The organism is Methylomusa anaerophila (assembly GCF_003966895.1).
GTDB lineage: Bacteria > Bacillota > Negativicutes > Sporomusales > Sporomusaceae > Methylomusa > Methylomusa anaerophila.
This window is the reverse complement of record NZ_AP018449.1, coordinates 2040092-2057869: the sequence shown is the minus strand read 5'-3', so window position 1 is coordinate 2057869 and position 17778 is coordinate 2040092. Positions and strand designations below refer to the sequence as shown.

Below are 17778 nucleotides of genomic sequence, written 5' to 3'. Positions count from 1 at the left end.
AGCTAATTCCATCCCTTATGACCTCACTCACATTCCAAGAACAAGAAAGCCTTGTCAAAAGCTCAGGCTGCAGTTCCATCTTAAATAAAACAGCCGCCAGTTATTTTTTATTATACCATGGAAAAATGAAGTTGCAAAAATGCTGCTATCTTTAATAGCCGTCCAGCCATAGTTTGAAATATGACAATAGTCGTTCCACATCTTTTCTCGATACGGCGTCCTCATCCTCATTGCCAACAAACTCCATTAGATATTTGTGAGCATGGTGTTAGCAAAATTGCCGGTGCTCCTATAATCAAGCTCTTACCATGATGTGGTCTGACAGTTCCAGTTTTTAAGCCATTCATTTTCATCGATAATGGCATTCCAGATACCTCCGAGAAAAGTATTTATTAAGCCTGTAACCTCACTAAACTCAATGCCTGGAAGCTTGGTTCGTCTCAAAAACTGTCGCCACTTGACCAGCATGGCATCATTTTCCGAGAAGCTGATAATTTCAGCAAAACTGCTGCGGTCATAATCAGTGCTTTCAAATCCACTCAGGAAAAAAAGAAAAAGTCCGCCTTTCAATACCAGATTGTCAGCATATTTTGAAAGGGAAAGCCGACGCAAGAATTCCTCCTGACAGAACAAACGTAGATGAACCTGAAAAGACAATCCTGATGTCTGCGCTTTATTTTTAAGCCTTGCAATTACTGAAGCACCTGCATCCATCACAGCCACACTCCTATCACATCATGCACCCGCTTTGTCGCCTTTCTGCGCTTGGCATAAGCCAGAAGGCTCCTTATATTTTTCTTAGGGTCAGTGAGGTATGCCTGAACCGCTTTATTAAATGTTTCCTTATCCATGTCGGCTTCGTATTTGAGACACTCACAGATAAGCCTGTCACGGTCAAAAATATTCATGATACAACTGTCAATTTCTATTGTAGTCACACCATAAGAGAGCCGTTCCGGTGTCACGAAGAACGGGTTTATATGGGGATAATCAATTTTAAATCGGGAGCGGGAAGCGTTTTTGCTTATGATAATATCCCATTGCATGGGCGTCCTGTCACTGTATCCGTAATAAAAAAGAGCGGTATTAAGCCAAAGTACACCATCAGGAAAGAGACGGGCGATGATGGCTGCTTCGCCTGTGTCATCAGATAGAAAACGATAGTATCCGGTTTTGATTTTTTCAATGACGCCGTTTTTAATCAGACGTTTTATGCCTGTGGAATCGATTTTGAGCGCAGCAAGTTGTGAGGTTTTAAGCACCCCATTGTTATTTGCAAATGCTTTTTCAAGGTCTTTTTTGTCCATCTGAATCACCACTAAATTACCGACAAAACCATAAAAACGTCGGTATTTTAGTGTTATTATAACAAAGCGCCTGCGGTAATGTCAACACTAAAACACCGACAAAAAATTGAAATTATCGGTGTTTTAGTGTTGTTTTTCCAGTGTGCTGGGAGTACGCCGAACCAGTCACTCATCGTCGCCACCCGCTTCCCGTTGCGTCAACTCCTTCACGGCGCGGTCGAAGTCGCTCTCAAGCTGCTTCATCTCGCGGGCGCGGTAGATTTCAAACTCCTTTTCGGCTTTTTCAATCGCCTGTTTATGCGAAACGCTCCCTTTGCCAGCAAGAAGCTCCCGGCGGTTGCCCAAAAGCTGGCGGTCAAGCTCAGCGATCCAGTCCTTCATGGTCATGGCGTGTTCCTTCAACGCCTGTAACTCAGCGAAGTCCAAAAATTGCGAAACCAAAAGGTTCAGCACCGTGAGTTCTTTTTCGGTCAGATAATTTTTGGCGACGCCCACATCACTCTTGGTAATGTAGTCGCCCTTAAAATTGGTCATACCGACCAAAGGTTTGTCGCTGTCCACGCGCTCATAGATCACCTCAGATGCCATGTGCTTGTGGGCGGCGTAGTGCATCTTGTTCTGCACAGTGGCGAAAAACTCCCGTGTGACGTCGGCTTTGGGGTTATAGTCAATCGCCGTGGCGTAAATGTCAGTCACCTGCTGGTACAGGTTGCGCCCGATGCTTCGGATATCGCGGATACGTTGTAAAAGCTCACGGAAATAACGCCCGCCGCCATTTTTCAGCCGCTCATCGTCCATCGTAAAGCCCTTGCGGATGTATTCGTCCCGGATTCTGCACCTCGACATACTGCTTGTAGCCGCTTCGCATACCCTTGTAGACAATGACCGGCACGACCATCTCCTGCAGACTGATGCCACCATGGACATAATTCTCGCCGCCGCCCTGAACCTTGATGCGGACAGTGTCCTGCGGCGCATAGCCTTTCATCGGAACACCGCCGACTTCCCATTCTGTCTTGACAGGCAGGAGATATTCGGCAGTTGTCTGCGGAGACACAAGCGCGTAGCGGCGACCGAGTTCATACACTTCGCCGTCAAAGGTCTGGCGGCTGATTTTTTGGCTTTCCGCAAGGGGATGGTAGGTATAGAGGAAGCCGTGGTCGGCGGTGATGAAGATGTTGATGCCGCTCAAATCGTTAACGATTATCTTAACGATGCCCGTGAGTTCGCTGATAGCCGTTTCGCAAGCCTCGAACACCTTCGATTCGGTAGCCTGCTTATCGCCGAGCGCGTCAATCGTGTTGTGGTAAATGTAGATGATTTCTTTGCCCGCCACCAAATCGCGCCGCTCCTGCTTTTTCATTTGCAGCAGTTCCTTGTAGGTAAGCGCCGGTAATCTGCTTTAAGAACCATTCGCGGTACAAGCCCTCGACCACATCGGAACACTTTTTTAAGGCATCCTCCAAGAGAGCGCTGGGGCTTTTCAGCGTGTTGCCGAAACAAAAATAGAAATGCCGGTAGTGGCTGTCCATCTCGTATGCGTCTTTCGTGTATAGCCTCCAGACCTTCACAGGCTCGACAATGTGGAAGCCGTCGATGTGCGCCAAGTAGAACCCCTGCATTTTGGCGATATAATACAGGCTTTCGAGATAATCCTCCGTCAGGTCATACCACGCCACCGCACGGCGGTTTTCAACCGCTCCGAGGATAGACTCGACCTTGATCACCCGCTCGCCAACCTCCGTCAAGAAACGTTTCAGTATGCTTTCGTTGATTGCGGGAAAGGTGTCGCTTTTCAGAAGGACGTTTACCTCCGTCTTATCAAAGCGGTCGGTAAGGCGCAGCTCACGCTCGACATAGCGGCAAACTTCAGCCAACCCGTCCCTGCCTTCGCCACGCTGCCATTCGTGAACAAGCTGATAGCAGTACGCCTTGCAGGGGTCGGCAATAAACCGTTCCAGTCCCCTCAATGCGGAAGCGGGCATCGTCTGCGACAGCGCGGTTACAAGGATATGCGAGGCGAGTTCACTTAAGCGTCTGTCCTCAGAGTCGACATAGCCTGTGAGTTTCTGAACCAACTGCCAAAAGGCGTCTATGTTTCCAAAGCGGGCGATGCTGTCAAGAGCGGTGTTGCTTTCTTTCTCCAGGCCTGCCGAGAGGACGGCGATAATCACGTCCTGCGCCGTGTCGCCGTTAATACCGCACAGCACTGCCATAACGTCGATGTGCAGTTGGAGCGGGGTCTGGTACGTCCTGCCTATCTTTTTGAGTTTAGCCTTGCGGTCTTTGTTGTCAAGGAACTTGGCGTACAGCTTCATCGTTTTTCGCATTGCGGAGGACGGGTCGACGAGCAGTTCCTCCATCTGCAAAGAAACAAGGTCGGCACGGAACTCCTCGCCGTACAGCTTTATATCCAGAAGCCAATCGTCTTTGTGCTCCTTGTCGTAGGTCAGCGGGTCATAGATGAGGTAATCGCCTGCAAGGTCGTCCGCTGTCAGCAGTTTCTTTACGGCAAAGTTGTTCCTGCCCGTAAGTTTGACGAGCGTCACGCCGGGCAGGGCAAGCTCATCCACCGCTTCGGCAAACTCGCTGTCCTCATCGTGCCAGAAGACGATGCGGCGTTTATGAAATTCGGGCAGCGGCGCGGCGAAACGCTCCGTAAGCCTTGATTTGATTGTGTCTGACAGCATATCTAAGCCTCCGACTTATTCCTTCAGTCTTTCCTTACCCGCTTCGGTCAGCCGATACTTTTGCATTCGGCTGTTCGGCTTGTCGGGTACGGTCATTTCGATTAAGCCCTCGTCTAAGAGCGGCTCGATGTGCCGCTTGAACGAGCGTGAATCGCCGTTCATTCCGATTGCGGCAAATATGTCTTTACGCGATAAAGTCTTATTTTTAAGCGCGTTCAGCACGGCAAACTGCGTGTCGGAGAGTTCGACTTGGTGCTTATCTTCGTGCTTAACTTGGTGCTTTGCTTGTTCTGCGATGATTTCATAAATCGCGGAAAGCGTAAATTCAATGAACACGCCGGAATCATTGGCTTTACTTGCGTTTTCAATCGCCTGATAATACTGCGGCCTGTTTTGGTACAGCACCGATTCCATCGGTATCCACGCGAAAATTGCGTTCCATTTGGCGAGCAGGAGCGTTTGCCATAACCGTCCCATACGACCGTTACCGTCCGAAAACGGGTGGATGGTTTCGATTTCATAATGCAGAATCGCGCTTTTCAGCACGGGGTGCAGTTCCGAGGCTTTCGCCCAACCGAACAAATCTTCCATAAGCTGCGGTACAAACTGCGGACGCGCCCCGATGTGAATCGCGGCCTCGCCGTCAAATACGCCAACGTCGCCGCTGCGGAACTTGCCGGACTCTTTGACCAGACTCTGCGTCATTAGCCTGTGCGCTTTCAGGAAGTCGCCGATGGCATAGGGATCAAAGGTCATAATCTTGTCGTAGGCTTCGTAGGCGTTTTTGACTTCCTTGATTTCCGTCTGCTTGCCTGCGACCACTTTGCCCTCAATCACGGCGGTCACTTCGCCCAGCGAGAGGGAGTTGCCCTCGATGGCCAGCGAAGAATGGATAGTCCGCAGGCGGTTTTCGCGGTGCAGTTTTATATCGCGCTTGAACTCCGTTCCAAACTCAAGCCGCGTCACGGTTTCAACGATTTTCGCCAAATAATCGGCGGCTTTCTCCGTTATGGTATACGGCGGTTTGTTACCCATCTCGTTCACCCCTCAAGGTACTGCTTCGAAACAATACGCATCTCGTAAAACAGGAACTGCTCGGCAGTCAGGCAGCCGTTGTAAGGCATAGCTATATCCATATGTAATTCAATCACCTTCTCAAAAATTCTCTCTGACTTGCCAGGTCGTATGAGGCTTAAACCTTTTCTATTTGGGTTACAATCGCTTCCGGTATGCCCTTCTTAGCACAGTAATCCGCAAGGCGCATCCGGGCTAATCGACTGGGAGAAGTACGGCTGTTTTCCCATCGGTTAATGGTCGAAAAACTGATATTCAACTCATGAGCAAGCTGCTCTTGCGTAATATTTAGTTCCTTTCGAATAATTTTCAGAATTTCATGAAGAGTCATTGGACACCCCTCCTCATTCCATATTATAGCACATGCTATATAGCGGGTGACAATGGCAGGTGAACAACAGCCAAAAAAGAAGAGCCGCCGCGCAAAAGGCCGCCAGAAATCTGGCGGCCTTTTGCAGGAACGGGTAGTTTATGTCAGCGCAAAGCGCCAGACACCAATGATACCCCTACCCGTTCCCAGGGTTTATGAAGTTGCGCGGAATATGGCCGTGAGTCCAGAGTCAACTTGTGGTATAATATAGTACGTTATGGAGAGTTCAATGCTGAAAAAACCTGGGAGCAGCCGGATTTGGGAAATTGATCTTTGGCGGGGAATTGCCATTATCTTAATGATAGCGTTTCATCTTATATTTGATCTGGCGGAATTTTATCATTATGATTTTAAATATTTTAGCGGGTTTTGGTATCTGGAAGGCAAAACCGCCGCTGTATTATTCATGTTCTTGTCCGGCGTCAGCAGCACCTTAAGCGCCAACCCTGCCAAAAGAGGACTGCAGGTATTGGCGGCAGGATTGGTGCTTACAATTGTCACCTATCTTTTTAGCCCGGAGATTTATATCCGGTTCGGCATATTACACCTTCTGGGCTGCTCCATGCTGGCGGCAAATTATTTTCGCTCCCTTGCGCCCCCGGCATTATTGGCTTTTGGCACTGCCGCCATTTTGTCAGGGCATCTCCTGAGTCTTACAACGGGAACCAGCCCGCTGCTGATTCCTTTCGGCCTGACTCCCCCGGGCTTTCAGTCCCTCGATTATTATCCCCTCCTGCCCTGGGGCGGCGTCGTTCTGTACGGCGTAGCTGCCGGAATAACGCTATATCCCAATAAGGAAACCCTTTGGCCCAATATCCCGCAAAATATTCTGCTCCCAACACTTCCCCTGCGCTGGCTGGGTCGCCGTTCCCTGACCATATATCTGGTTCACCAGCCGATATTATTGGCATTTTTATATTTGATCCATATTTTGCTTCATATATAGTTATATATGTCGAATCAAAGAATTTACATCCGGATATTGGGATAAGCTGAGGTTAACCGTGCCCGCCAAAAGAGGGGCACGGTTTTTTGTCTTTTATCGTACCCGTTTTTCCAGGCCAAACAGGTCTTCCACCTTTTCATTCATAAACCTATGCGCATCCCGAATACCTTGATTATAGAGGTAAGGCCCAATACGCTCGATAATAAAGTCCAGCAAAAAACCGGCAGACAAGTCGCTTATTTCCTCGTCCCGCTCTTTTAAATAGAATTCTTTTATACTTTCAACAATTATTTTTCTCTCTTCATTTTTCAATCGAATATCAGACATGATATTCCCTCCTGGCTGCTGCAACCATTTTCACATTTTATAAATCTTCTTTGTATTTCTCTTGCCACCGGCGTCACAGTACGGTAAGCTAAAATATGATACAGCTCTTAATATAATGATTGGAGTAGTTGATGATGAATCATGCATCAAAAGAGAAAAAAGAAGAAAAAAGGTTAATGTTATTATTGGGAATCTGGTTTATCCTTTCAGCCTTTACCCCAATTCCAATCTCCGCTGCAAGCGGCGCCATCTTTATACTGAACGGCGAAATAACGGCAGAACCGGTTGCCGGCCCGGAAGATGACCTGAAAAAAATAGAACCGGCCCCGGCAGGATTCAGCCGGTTTACTGATTACGCCAATGGCTACAGTATCTACGTTCCTGGCGATTCCTATACCGATGTGTCGCTTTCGCCTGTTGTTAATGTTTTTATCAGTTCGACCAGTCGCATGGAAATCTACTACGACAATTTTTATGGTACCCAAGCCGATGCCTACCAGTATATGGAATACGGCAACCGGTTTGCCCGCAACACCAGGGACCATACCGTCTTGTCCGACCAGATGCTTAATATTAACGGTTTTGACGTTCATCTCCTGAAGTGGGACCGCAGGAAACTGGCCAAAATTGCTGACGACAAAAATCACTATGCCAGTATTGAGATGGCTAAAAATGGGAATGAAGTCTATACCATACTCATTAAATCCAGCCAGCCCATCGCCAACGAGCTCAATATCGCCCGCAGCTTTACTCTAATTGAGCGCCGGGGCACCCCTAAGTTTTCCAAGCACTTCGCCCACTCCACCACCTTATTGAATGACGAGACCCGGAAACTCTATGATGAATATTTCGGCATGGACAGCCCCCTGCGCTGGGGAATTTTCGAGGTTAGCGCCCCGCAGACTTTTGAAACTCTGGACCCGCTGGAAACATCGGTCAATTATCAATTTCCCATACTGGTCCGCTATCAGTCCCTGGATGAACACCTGCCGCTGCACACCCTGGAACAAGCATACCAACGCCAGCGTTATTTGGAGCTTACCCTGCAGACCTTCTATCAGTTCCAGGATACCAGCGGTGTTATTTATGATATCTTGGACGGAAAATATGACGAATACTTTACCGAATACGCTGTCCGGCTTAAGACCTTCGGCCACCCTGTCCTGTTCCGCCTGAACAATGAAATGAACGGGGACTGGTGCCTGTACTCCCCTTTTCACTACAGCAAGGACCCCGAACTGTACAAAGCCCTGTGGCGTTATGTCCAAAATGTTTTCGCCGCAAATGGTGTGGATAACGTTCTGTGGGTGTGGAATCCCCATGACTTGTCCCTGCCTGATTTCAAATGGAATCATTATCTTATGTATTATCCCGGTGACGAATATGTGGATATCATTGGCCTTACAGGCTACAATACCGGCACCTATTTCCCGGGAGAAAAGTGGCGGGAGTTCGCAGCCATCTATTCTGAGCTCTATAATGATTATGACCGTCATTTTGGCAAACCTTTTATGATCACCGAATTCGGCTCAAATTCCGTCGGCGGCGATAAGGTTGCCTGGCTCAGCAGCATGTTCAGCGAAATTGGGCAGCTCTCCAAAATTAAAATCGCCATCTGGTGGAACGGGATTGATTACGATAGCAAAGGCGTTCCCGGCCGAATCTATTTATTGAACGAAACTCCGGAAACCACTGCGGCTTTCCGTCAGGGCTTAGCCAAATTTCCCGCCCAGCTGCTGCCCAAGGCGATAGGCCCGCGCTAATTCGTCCGTCCGGCCGGCGGCAGGCTGCTCGTCAATATTTGCCAGGAAAAGGTTGTCGGCTTTGGTTAGTCCCAGCATCAAATAGAAAGTATTCATTACTTGCAGCGCTCCGGCAAACTGGTTCAAGCTTGCCGCCTGGCCGCAAGTGGATATCAGACTCCCCCAGCGTTTCCGTCCGGCAAACAGGTCTTGCTTACGAACGTATTTTGCCGCCCAATAAGGTTGACATCTATCAATCATCATTTTGGCCTGAGCGCTTAAACCGCTAAAAAATATCGGCGCGGCCAGCAAAAATAGATCACAATCATCGAGGGCGGTGTAGATAAGGTCCATATCATCGCGCCGGACGCACCGGCCGGTATGGGTGCAACTGTTACAGGCTTGGCAGGGATATATATTGGCCTGATTCAGGACAAACCTTTGCACTTCGGCATTGGCTGATCTGTTCACCCCCCGGATCACTTCGTCCAATAACACCGCATTGTTGCCGCCAGTACGGGGACTACCCAAAAACGCCGCGACTTTGACCGTTTTAACCATAACCTTCATCCTCACTTTCCGCATATTTCCTGCTGCGTCAGTCCGCAGCCCTTAAAATGGCCTCACGCTTGGCCGGCCCGTTCCGGTACGCATCCATAATATCTTGAATATCTTGCCGTCAGTTGCGGTAAATGCTTTCATCTCACCGCCCCTTTCCCGCAGGTTTTTTCTTCGGGGTTTCAGGAACGGCAGTTAGAATTACTTGCTTGCCTTCGCTGGAAACTTTGAGTTTAAAATCCACAATCCCTTCATTATATAGTTTTACCTTCAGTTCCAAGAGAGCCTTTCCCACCGCTTCCTGTAATTCAGGCGTGAAAAAGGCACTGGTATAATCTTGCGCCGTACCTTTTTTTACTGTCGCGGCAGTCTTGCGCACCGGGGTCTCGTCTTGGGGGTCGGTTTCAAAAGTACCCTCTTCCTGCCAGCCTGCCAACATATCGTCATCTGATAAATTTTTTTTGATTTTCGTCATGTTATCACCTTTTTGTCGCAAAACATGCTATATGAAATGCATTATATATAATATACCTAAATTTTACTGAATTTCAAAAACCTTTGTCAATCTGGTTAACTCAAATAGTTCTTTTACTATACCCCGCAGACCTTTTATGATCACACCACCGCCGTTTTGCACGGCCCGTTTCTGAATAGCCACCAGCATACCCAGGCCGGAGCTGTCAATATAGTCGACCTGATCGACCCGAATTACAAATTGATTATGTCCCTTATCAATGTAAGCAACAAGTTTTTCCCGGATTGCCGCTGCCTCCCCCGCATAAATACTGCCGGCAAGACTTACGTGCACCTGATCATTCAGCAGCGTAATTTCTTGAATCATGTAAGTTCCTCCCCCTCGACAGAAAGTATTCCCTTCAGCAATGAATGTTAGATAAATAGATAATAATCATTATTATGAAATTATAATATCACATCTTAATAAACAATTCCACACCTTTTATGTTAGAAGAACTCGCCCATCAAGTCAAGATACATGGAATAATCCACCGGGTAAAGCGGATATGAAAGGGACAGCGTTTGTGCCGCTTCGTTCCAAACAGCTGAAATATTAAATACTCCGCCCACATGACTTATTTTAACAAAAGCTTTGCTCTCAACCAGATTACATGGTATCGGCTTATTTCGCAACAGCACCTGTTTTGTCCCTTCATCCCATTTTACCTTTTCGCCTAAGGCATCGGCCAGTTCCTGGGCCGGCACAGCCTTTTCCCCATCAATCTCTTGTATTTCAGCGGTAATAATCTTATCATCCAGCCTGGCCACGGAAAGTCTGAGCTCCAGGCAGTTTTCCGTATAGTTCCACAGTTCTTTACCCGGGAATAATGTTGGCAAATCGTCGACTGCTGCGTAAAGAATGCCATTCTTCCTCAAACCGGGAGCAATCTTACCGTACCGCTTGAGCATTTTGCTTTTTTCGTCCCAGATCACCCCGGTGTTTACCGCTTCACAAATTGCCTGAACCGGTGCGTACCGGACTCCTTGCCAGGTGACGATCTTTTCAGGCCGTAGCTGGTCATTGATCTTCAAATTATGGAGTTGAGCAAATTCTATCTGCCGGCCTTCTTCTCTCTGAATCAGCCGCGCCAGGAATTCGTCCTCCACCAGTCCGCCCAGCCCCTTATCAATCAGTAATCGCTTCACTTGGGCAAGACTGACGGATTCCTGGCCGTAAACGTCCGGATAAATCCCTATGGAGGCGCGGCCGTGGTTGTCCAACCTAATTTTGATCCGCTCATAAGTCACTTCTACCGGTGTTTCATAGTCAACCAGCTCAAATAATTCCTCCACATCTTCCTCATGCATCCTGACACAACCATTGGATGAGGGCGTCCCGATTGACCGCGGATCGTTAGTACCATGAATACCATACAGCGGCGCAAATTCCAGCCAGCGGTAGCCCAACGGGTTGTCCGGTCCCGACGGTACGACATAATCGGTTCCCGGCGGACACCACCAGGGATTTACAGCTTTATCATCAATAGAAAAACTCCCGCGGGGAGTTGGCGTTGAAGGTTTGCCGATTGCAACCGGATATTCTTTCACCAGTATATTATCATCATATAATTCCAGAGTCCGGCTTGGCAGATTGATGATGATCCGCATGGATTTTGCAGGGTTCACAGATGTTTGCGATGTTTGCGATATTTCCGGTGTTTGAAAATTGTTTGCGTGGGAAAACCCCGGCAAGATCAGTACCGACAGAATAAAAAACAAGGCCGCCCATTTAGCCATATTACCGTCCATCCCCTTTTTGCCATTCCTCAGACAATTAATATGAGGAGACTGGACGCCATATGACAGAAAGGCTAAAACATAACATGCCTGACGGCCACAAGATAATTTCAAAAGGAGCGCCCGGCCCGGGGCGCTCCTTCAGCTTGTCGACAAATTCCAGGCTGTTCAAAAACGAGCATAGCTAGGCGCACCGGAAGAGCCCGCCGTGCCGCGTACTTCGAGGGTACGCAAGCAAGGGCTCTGAGGAGCAACGACGCTAGGCGAAGTTTTTCAACAGCCTGAAGCCTTTACTCTTTATGACGGGCCACCGCCGCGTGTACCATTTCTTCCACATCCATTTCGTTGTACACCGTGTTTAGATGTTTGGCGAAAGACTGGCCGTTGAAACTGGTCTTGGATTGGGCCAGGATGGTTTCGTGCAGTTTAGCCGTAAACAGGGAGTTTAGCTTAATTCTTCGTACAACCTTAACGATACCTGTGGCCGCCTCCACCAAAACTATATTAAGCAGGGCCTCCGGGGTTGATTCATCCGGATAAGCCCGTTTGTCCCCCTCCGTCATATGCCAGGAAAAAGGAGTCTCAAGCCAGCAACAGCTATCTCCGCCAAAACGATAAAGCAGGAAAAGCACCGGCAGGTCAACATACAATGCCAGTTCTGCCTTGCCGCTGTTAACCAGCTCTATTTCCTGCTCCGTCAGACCCTCTTGAATGATTGCCAAAGTATGCCCGCCGGTATCGAACCGGTAGGTAACGATTGGCTCAAGCCGGCTCTTTCCTTCCATAAACGGTTCGCCTACTGCCGTCATCACGATCACTCCTCTACTCCCCTTGCGTTTCACACGTAATCAGTGTGAAACGCAACTGTTTCTATCGCCGCCGTGTCATCCAAAATCCGGCAGATGATATTTATTTGGTTCTCCAGAACGGTCCGCTCCCCCGCTACAATCGCAATACCTATTTGCGATCTCTGCCACAGGTCTTGAAAACCTACCTCGGCTACTGAAGCATGACAGTGGGATCTGATGCGCTCAACCACACTTTTTACCGTCTGACGTTTATCCTTTAGGGATAAGGCTCCGGGAAGGAACAATTCGATTTCAACAATTAATACAACCATAGTACCGGCCCTCCGTCAGCCGCCGACAAAACTAACGCAAACTCTCCGGCGGCGCGGCCCGTCAAATTCGCAGAAATAAATCCCCTGCCAGGTCCCGAGCCGCATTGTTCCGTTAATAACCGGCAGGGAAACTGACGAACCTACCAGAGAAGCCTTGATATGAGCAGGCGAATTTCCCTCCTGGTGCCGGTAAGCAATATCCGGTACCAGGAGGGAAAATGCGGCCAACATGTCGGTGACCACAGCGGGATCGGCATTTTCATTAATAGTTACCCCCGCTGTGGTGTGTGGTACAAACACAAGACAGATGCCATTTTTAATCCCGCTTGCGCTAAGAGCCTCGTTTACTTTGCCGGTAATATCGATAAAGCCCTCGGCGGGGGTTGAAAGTGAAAATTCCTGCATATTATCACCGTCTTATAAATTTAATATGCGGGGAGCCGGACCGCCAGAAGCACTTCTTTCCCGTCCTTATTATAGCAGGCGCAATGAGTTCCGGCTTTCATAATCATGAGACCCCGCCCCGATTCATCCATAAGTCTGTTTTCTATTTGAATTGCAAAATCTTTTTCAATGGTATTCAAAACGGTATTACCACTGAAGCCTAATCCCCAATGCTGAATCCGGACGACGACCCGCCGGCCGCAAAGAAGATTGATTTTAATGCTTACCTTAGCCTTTGCGAAATGCAGAGCGTTGTTCAAGGCTTCTTGAACCGCCACTTCAAACAGTGAATGCCCGTTAAAGATACGGCGGAGTACCTCGCTGATTTTTAGTCTAAGCCATTCATTGTCGCTGCGGCAACTGGTATAAAACCGGACAGGATATGCTGAAGAATTTTCTTTTCCCATACACCGACTCTCCATCCAGAACTATTCGACTCTGGAATAATTCGCCGGCAACCGGTATGATTCCTTCACTCACTGTCTGTTTATCCTTATTAATAAATTTCTCCGCTTGTGAAAACATATTTATAAAGGAATTTAAAAATGTGAAGTCGAACAGATTATAAAGTTTAGAGTCACCCATCGCCGCGTTTTGACCGGCGCAGTAGGGGAAAGGGAGGGATTATATTTGAATGAAGAACTGTTGAAACAACTTCTTGATGAGCTTCAGGCCATCAAAAAACAAGTCAATGATATTGAAACCAAGATTGACAACCTTGCTCATAACCAGGCAGTCATTGAGGGAATGCTAAATGGTACAATAGATATCAGCCATCCAGTCTATCGCGGCATGGAAAAAATGAATTAATAACAAATCCCTGGTCCGCGCCGACCGGGGATTTATAACGCATAGGGTACCCTGCCGCCGGTAATGGTATATGCTGTTTAACCAGCATATTGTCGCCAAGCATAATATATATATTATTAATTCTACCGGGGAAGAAAAAACGTGCTGGAAATTATTGCCGAATAAAGCATTGACTATTCGAAGATATCGATTTATGATTAATAATAAATATTAATAATATTGGAGGTGCTCAAATGCGTGTTAAAACCCCTTATAAAAAGAATACCATGGTGAACGCAAAAGACTCCAATGCTTTCCCCCCGGCGAACCAGTGGAATTCTCAAAGCACCCAGCACCAACTTAGACATATTAATAAACCCAAGCCGGCTGCGGATAAAGAAAGGTATATCCCCAAGGACTGGCCTATCAGCTGGACTCGCTAAACTACATATCAGATAAATCGCCATCCGGAGAGGATGGCGATTTTGTTGCTTTCGTTTATCCGCTCGTTGCAAAAAACAAGGCAACAGCTATAATAATTATCGGAGGGGTATTACTATGTCCGTAGATCATGAGACAAAAGCGCTCAAACGCAAAGTTTGGTTCCAAACCTTCCTGGTGGTACTTTCAATCCTGCTCGTCTTCTTAGTAATCGTCAATGCTACAGGCCTAGCGGCCGGTTATATTTTTTACAAACAATTTTGTATCTGGCACACCCGGTTTGACTCCAAGGGATTCCAACCTTTAAGGGTAACCCTGGAAGAAGGCATAAAGAACAAACACTGGCAAAATGTCAGCCTTGAATCACGCCTGGGTTACGTGTTGCAGGGTACATACCTGCCGAACCCAACACCGTCGAATAACACAGTGGTTTTTGTGCATGGCATTGCCAACAGCCGCTTGCTGGGACTATGGTATGCGCCAATATATCTTGCAGCCGGCTACAACGTATTAGTTTATGACTCCCGGGCCAGTGGCGAAAGCGGCGGAAGGTCGGTATCATGGGGTTATTATGAAAAGTACGATCTTGATCAATGGATAGACTGGATAGAGGAACGTCATCCCAACGGTATTATAGGAGTACACGGTGTTTCCATGGGCGCTGCGACTGCTCTGCTGCACGCGGAAATGAACGAATCCAGCCACCGGGTGAAATTCTATGTTGCCGACAGCGGTTACACCGATCTGGAGGAGTTATTAATTCAACAGATTGACGCTGCTGTTAATTTACACAACCCTTTTTGGGTAAAACTTCTTTTACGCTATTCCAGCATCGCCGCCAATTGGCAGTCGGGATTTCGTTATCAGGATGTATCCCCTCTCCGGGCGGTGCGCAATGCCAATACTCCCATCCTTTACCTGCACGGCGGCGCCGACGCAGTGGTCCCGGTTTCCATGAGCGAGCAGCTATATGCCGCTACCAGGGGGTATGCAGAAAAGTATATCTTCCCCAGTGATGCTCATGCTATGTCGGTCTTTAATCATCAAGCCGAATACCAGCGGCGGATACTTAGGTTTATGGATACAGCCTTAAAAAAACAGCGTCAACTATTCTAATCCTATTTTCTCACCGCCGGCCTCCCAATTGATCACTCGCTTATTCTTTATAGCCACTCGAATTCTAAAGTAACCGCCAGCCCGCCGTCTTCTGCTTTAACATTAAAATAAGAACAATAAGAAAGAACTTTGCGAAAGGATCTAAACTGTTTGGCAGATTCGCCGGTTATTTCGCGAACCCGAATGGTTACTAACGCTTTATTATTAAAGTTTTCCACGACGCTGACATTATTGGAAACCAGCTTTATCGCCGTTAATATACGAATAAAGGTTGCCCGCCTCATGAATGGCCCTCCTTTAAATTATCGATACTTTATTATGTTAATTATAACACAGTATAAGTTCGCACTAAATAACTATTTAAGCGGGTATAATAAACCATAAGCAGTAAAGTGATCAAGACCAATCTTCCCTCCTGATAATTACTCTTATACTTAATTATATAGCAAAACTTTCGAAATTTGCACAGCGTGTTGTCTGGACAGCTGTGGCAGTATTTTTTGATATATTTGGCAGTTAGAAGGGGAAGAGTGAAGGAATCTTTAGCAGGAGTGACGAAAGTAAATTGTGGTTTTTAAATGGTGCTTATTTCCTGAGTCTATGCGAGAAAGGGGAGCCGCCGGAAAATCCCAGAAAGTTATATTTCTGTTAGAAAAATAGATATGAAAATCCTGAGAGGGGTTAATGAATGTACCGTCAGTTGCGAGAATTAATTATTGGCCGTCCGTTGCACAACCGGGAGTTAACTGCTGAGTATTTGCCAAAGTGGAAAGCATTACCTATTTTTTCCTCCGATCCCCTTTCGTCCGTTGGTTACGGTCCCGAGCAGATTGCCATTACCTTGGCCGTACCGGGACTGATGCTTTACGGTTATATCGGCTATGTTGCCGCAGCTATTTTGGTGTTATTGGCCATTGTCACCCTGTCGTACGTACAGGTGGCCCGCGCTAATCCCGGCGGCGGCGGTTCTTATGCCGTAGCCACGCATAATCTTGGTGAAATTCCTGCCTTGATTGCGGCCGCAGCTTTGTTCGCCGATTACACTTTGACTGTCGCCGTTAGTATTTCTGCGGGAACGGAAGCATTAGTTTCCGCGTTTCCCGGCTTGATTGGCTCGGAAGTTACCATTGACCTATTTGTCCTGTTTGTCGTCTTAATGCTTGTCAACCTAAGGGGTTTAAGGGAATCATCCAACATATTTGTTCTACCGACTTATTTGTTTATATTCAGTATATTTGCTTTGATTGTTGTAGGTATGTATCATGCTCTTACCGAAACAGCGCCGGCCATTCCGCCCGCATCTGCCGTAAGGCATTCGTTTGACTGGATGGTTTTAGCGCTTTTGCTCCGCGCTTTTGCCAACGGTTGCAGCTCGATGACAGGCATTGAAGCCATTTCCAACGGTGTTCCCATGTTCAAAAAGCCGCAGGCTGAGAATGCGATTAGAACTATATTCTGGATGGCTGGGATGCTGGCTATCATGCTGGCCGGAACAACATTCCTGATTCTCCATAATCACCTTTTGCCGCAAGAAAATGTGACCATGCTTTCCGCGCTGGCAGATAAGACATTTGGCCGCGGGTGGATGTTTTACTTTTTTCAGATTACCACCATGCTGATACTTTATTTAGCAGCCAATACCGCCTATAACGGGTTGCCGTTATTGCTTTCCATATTGGCAAAAGACGGTTATATGCCGCGCTATCTGGGAGCAAGAGGGGAACGCTTAGGTTTTTCTAACGGTATCCTTCTATTAAGTTTATTTGCCGGCATCCTGATTATCGGCTTCGAAGGTAATGTAACGCACTTGATTTCCCTTTATGCCATTGGAGTATTCATGTCCTTCACCATTGCCCAGAGTGGGCTGGTTGTGCATTGGAGGCGGGAAAAAGGGCCAAAATGGAGAATACGGGCCTTTCTTAACGGTTTTGGCGCCATTGTAACCGGTCTTGTGGTAGTGGTCATCGCCACTACTAAATTCTTCCAGGGAGCATGGATTGTATTAATCTTTATTCCGGCTATGTTCGCTATCTTTAAGGCTATCAAACGGCACTACATGGATGTCGCCGAGCAACTCCACCTGCCGCTGGAAGAGTGGCAGGCGTTGACCCCCGGGCCAAAGGGCAAAAATATCGTCGTTGTCCCTGTATCCAGTCCTACCAGCGTAGTGCTGCAGACCATGAAATATGCCCGCTCGATTAGTGATGATGTTATTGCCCTGCATGTGGCCACCGACCGGGAAGCAGGCCGCAAAGTAGAAGAAAAGTGGCAGACCTGGGATCCCGGCGTGCGGTTAATCACCATTTATTCCCCTTATCGCCTGGTCATTCAGCCAGTCCTCCATTTTATTGAAAAAATACAAAAAAACAAAGCGCCTGAAGACTTTATTACAGTGCTAATCCCTGAATTTGAAACAAAGAAATGGTGGCATCGTCTATTGCATAACCAGACAGGATGGATCCTGCGGACTTTATTAATTCTAAAAGAAAATGTAATAGTATCAACCATTCCGTATCATCTGAAAAAATAAAAAAGAGCCAAATTACGAGTGAACTCGTTTAGCTTCTGCTAAACGAGTTCACTGGCTTTTATCGTTTTCCC

At 47.5% G+C, this 17778-nt stretch carries 23 protein-coding genes; 6 read left to right on the top strand and 17 right to left on the bottom strand.

Going from position 1 to position 17778, the window contains the following annotated elements; all coding sequences use genetic code 11:
• Positions 1–303 precede the first annotated feature (303 nt).
• The 7 genes from MAMMFC1_RS09185 to MAMMFC1_RS09155 form a co-directional block, all read right to left on the bottom strand.
• Positions 304–717, bottom strand: coding sequence for a hypothetical protein (locus MAMMFC1_RS09185; protein WP_197723963.1), 414 nt, complete (start codon positions 715–717; stop codon positions 304–306).
• The gene (locus MAMMFC1_RS09180) at positions 714–1307 is read right to left on the bottom strand and encodes a type IV toxin-antitoxin system AbiEi family antitoxin domain-containing protein (protein ID WP_232035747.1); all 594 of its coding nucleotides are present in this window, start codon (positions 1305–1307) and stop codon (positions 714–716) included. The genes MAMMFC1_RS09185 and MAMMFC1_RS09180 overlap by 4 nt, the downstream gene beginning before the upstream one ends.
• A 165-nt stretch (positions 1308–1472) precedes the next feature.
• A complete protein-coding gene (gene rhuM / locus MAMMFC1_RS09175; RefSeq protein ID WP_174234352.1) occupies positions 1473–2105 on the bottom strand; it encodes a RhuM family protein in 633 nt (210 codons plus the stop codon).
• The gene (locus MAMMFC1_RS22000) at positions 2095–2670 is read right to left on the bottom strand and encodes a PglZ domain-containing protein (RefSeq protein WP_197723961.1); all 576 of its coding nucleotides are present in this window, start codon (positions 2668–2670) and stop codon (positions 2095–2097) included. Before MAMMFC1_RS22000 ends, rhuM begins: the two co-directional genes overlap by 11 nt.
• The gene (locus MAMMFC1_RS09170) at positions 2600–3997 is read right to left on the bottom strand and encodes a hypothetical protein (RefSeq protein ID WP_197723960.1); all 1398 of its coding nucleotides are present in this window, start codon (positions 3995–3997) and stop codon (positions 2600–2602) included. The genes MAMMFC1_RS22000 and MAMMFC1_RS09170 overlap by 71 nt, the downstream gene beginning before the upstream one ends.
• A 15-nt stretch (positions 3998–4012) precedes the next feature.
• Complete coding sequence (locus MAMMFC1_RS09165) at positions 4013–5032, bottom strand: Fic family protein (protein ID WP_126308248.1); 1020 nt, start codon at positions 5030–5032, stop codon at positions 4013–4015.
• Positions 5033–5189: 157 nt separating this feature from the next.
• Entirely contained in the window at positions 5190–5402 is a 213-nt protein-coding gene (locus MAMMFC1_RS09155) for a helix-turn-helix transcriptional regulator (RefSeq protein WP_126308247.1), read from the bottom strand.
• A 268-nt stretch (positions 5403–5670) separates the two neighbouring features.
• Between MAMMFC1_RS09155 and MAMMFC1_RS09150 the strand changes: the two genes are divergently transcribed.
• Positions 5671–6387, top strand: coding sequence for a heparan-alpha-glucosaminide N-acetyltransferase (locus MAMMFC1_RS09150; protein ID WP_126308246.1), 717 nt, complete (start codon positions 5671–5673; stop codon positions 6385–6387).
• A gap of 93 nt (positions 6388–6480) precedes the next feature.
• On the opposite strand, the gene MAMMFC1_RS09145 is transcribed toward MAMMFC1_RS09150, so the two are convergent.
• Complete coding sequence (locus MAMMFC1_RS09145) at positions 6481–6714, bottom strand: DUF2164 domain-containing protein (protein WP_126308245.1); 234 nt, start codon at positions 6712–6714, stop codon at positions 6481–6483.
• A gap of 134 nt (positions 6715–6848) precedes the next feature.
• Between MAMMFC1_RS09145 and MAMMFC1_RS09140 the strand changes: the two genes are divergently transcribed.
• Positions 6849–8477, top strand: coding sequence for a glycoside hydrolase family 26 protein (locus MAMMFC1_RS09140; protein WP_158618718.1), 1629 nt, complete (start codon positions 6849–6851; stop codon positions 8475–8477).
• Here the strand turns inward: MAMMFC1_RS09140 and MAMMFC1_RS09135 are convergent.
• The 8 genes from MAMMFC1_RS09135 to MAMMFC1_RS09100 form a co-directional block, all read right to left on the bottom strand.
• Positions 8427–9017 carry a flavodoxin family protein gene (locus MAMMFC1_RS09135; RefSeq protein ID WP_158618717.1) on the bottom strand — a complete coding sequence of 197 codons (591 nt, stop codon included), beginning with the start codon at positions 9015–9017 and terminating at the stop codon, positions 8427–8429. The genes MAMMFC1_RS09140 and MAMMFC1_RS09135 overlap by 51 nt on opposite strands.
• Positions 9018–9159: 142 nt before the next feature.
• Complete coding sequence (locus MAMMFC1_RS09130) at positions 9160–9489, bottom strand: hypothetical protein (RefSeq protein WP_126308242.1); 330 nt, start codon at positions 9487–9489, stop codon at positions 9160–9162.
• Between the two features lie 63 nt (positions 9490–9552).
• Positions 9553–9855: an STAS domain-containing protein gene (locus MAMMFC1_RS09125; RefSeq protein WP_126308241.1), complete on the bottom strand. Its 303-nt coding sequence runs from the start codon at positions 9853–9855 to the stop codon at positions 9553–9555.
• Positions 9856–9977: 122 nt separating this feature from the next.
• Positions 9978–11267, bottom strand: coding sequence for a L,D-transpeptidase family protein (locus MAMMFC1_RS09120; protein ID WP_158618716.1), 1290 nt, complete (start codon positions 11265–11267; stop codon positions 9978–9980).
• A gap of 290 nt (positions 11268–11557) precedes the next feature.
• Positions 11558–12076, bottom strand: coding sequence for a hypothetical protein (locus MAMMFC1_RS09115; RefSeq protein ID WP_126308239.1), 519 nt, complete (start codon positions 12074–12076; stop codon positions 11558–11560).
• Between the two features lie 29 nt (positions 12077–12105).
• Positions 12106–12387 (bottom strand): DUF503 domain-containing protein, encoded by a 282-nt coding sequence (locus MAMMFC1_RS09110; protein WP_126308238.1) that lies wholly within the window; start codon positions 12385–12387, stop codon positions 12106–12108.
• A 15-nt stretch (positions 12388–12402) separates the two neighbouring features.
• On the bottom strand, positions 12403–12792 hold the full coding sequence (locus MAMMFC1_RS09105) for a secondary thiamine-phosphate synthase enzyme YjbQ (protein WP_126308237.1): 390 nt from the start codon (positions 12790–12792) through the stop codon (positions 12403–12405).
• Positions 12793–12812: 20 nt separating this feature from the next.
• On the bottom strand, positions 12813–13238 hold the full coding sequence (locus tag MAMMFC1_RS09100) for an ATP-binding protein (protein ID WP_158618715.1): 426 nt from the start codon (positions 13236–13238) through the stop codon (positions 12813–12815).
• A gap of 223 nt (positions 13239–13461) precedes the next feature.
• Between MAMMFC1_RS09100 and MAMMFC1_RS09095 the strand changes: the two genes are divergently transcribed.
• From MAMMFC1_RS09095 to MAMMFC1_RS09085, 3 genes are all read left to right on the top strand, one after another.
• The gene (locus MAMMFC1_RS09095) at positions 13462–13641 is read left to right on the top strand and encodes a hypothetical protein (RefSeq protein ID WP_126308235.1); all 180 of its coding nucleotides are present in this window, start codon (positions 13462–13464) and stop codon (positions 13639–13641) included.
• A 233-nt stretch (positions 13642–13874) separates the two neighbouring features.
• On the top strand, positions 13875–14063 hold the full coding sequence (locus MAMMFC1_RS09090; RefSeq protein ID WP_126308234.1) for a hypothetical protein: 189 nt from the start codon (positions 13875–13877) through the stop codon (positions 14061–14063).
• Between the two features lie 115 nt (positions 14064–14178).
• Entirely contained in the window at positions 14179–15177 is a 999-nt protein-coding gene (locus MAMMFC1_RS09085) for an alpha/beta hydrolase (protein WP_126308233.1), read from the top strand.
• Between the two features lie 47 nt (positions 15178–15224).
• Here the strand turns inward: MAMMFC1_RS09085 and MAMMFC1_RS09080 are convergent, their stop codons facing one another.
• Positions 15225–15461, bottom strand: coding sequence for a hypothetical protein (locus MAMMFC1_RS09080; RefSeq protein ID WP_126308232.1), 237 nt, complete (start codon positions 15459–15461; stop codon positions 15225–15227).
• A gap of 404 nt (positions 15462–15865) precedes the next feature.
• Here MAMMFC1_RS09080 and MAMMFC1_RS09075 point away from each other — a divergent pair, with 404 nt between their 5' ends.
• A complete protein-coding gene (locus MAMMFC1_RS09075) occupies positions 15866–17707 on the top strand; it encodes an APC family permease (RefSeq protein ID WP_126308231.1) in 1842 nt (613 codons plus the stop codon).
• Positions 17708–17778: the final 71 nt, after the last annotated feature.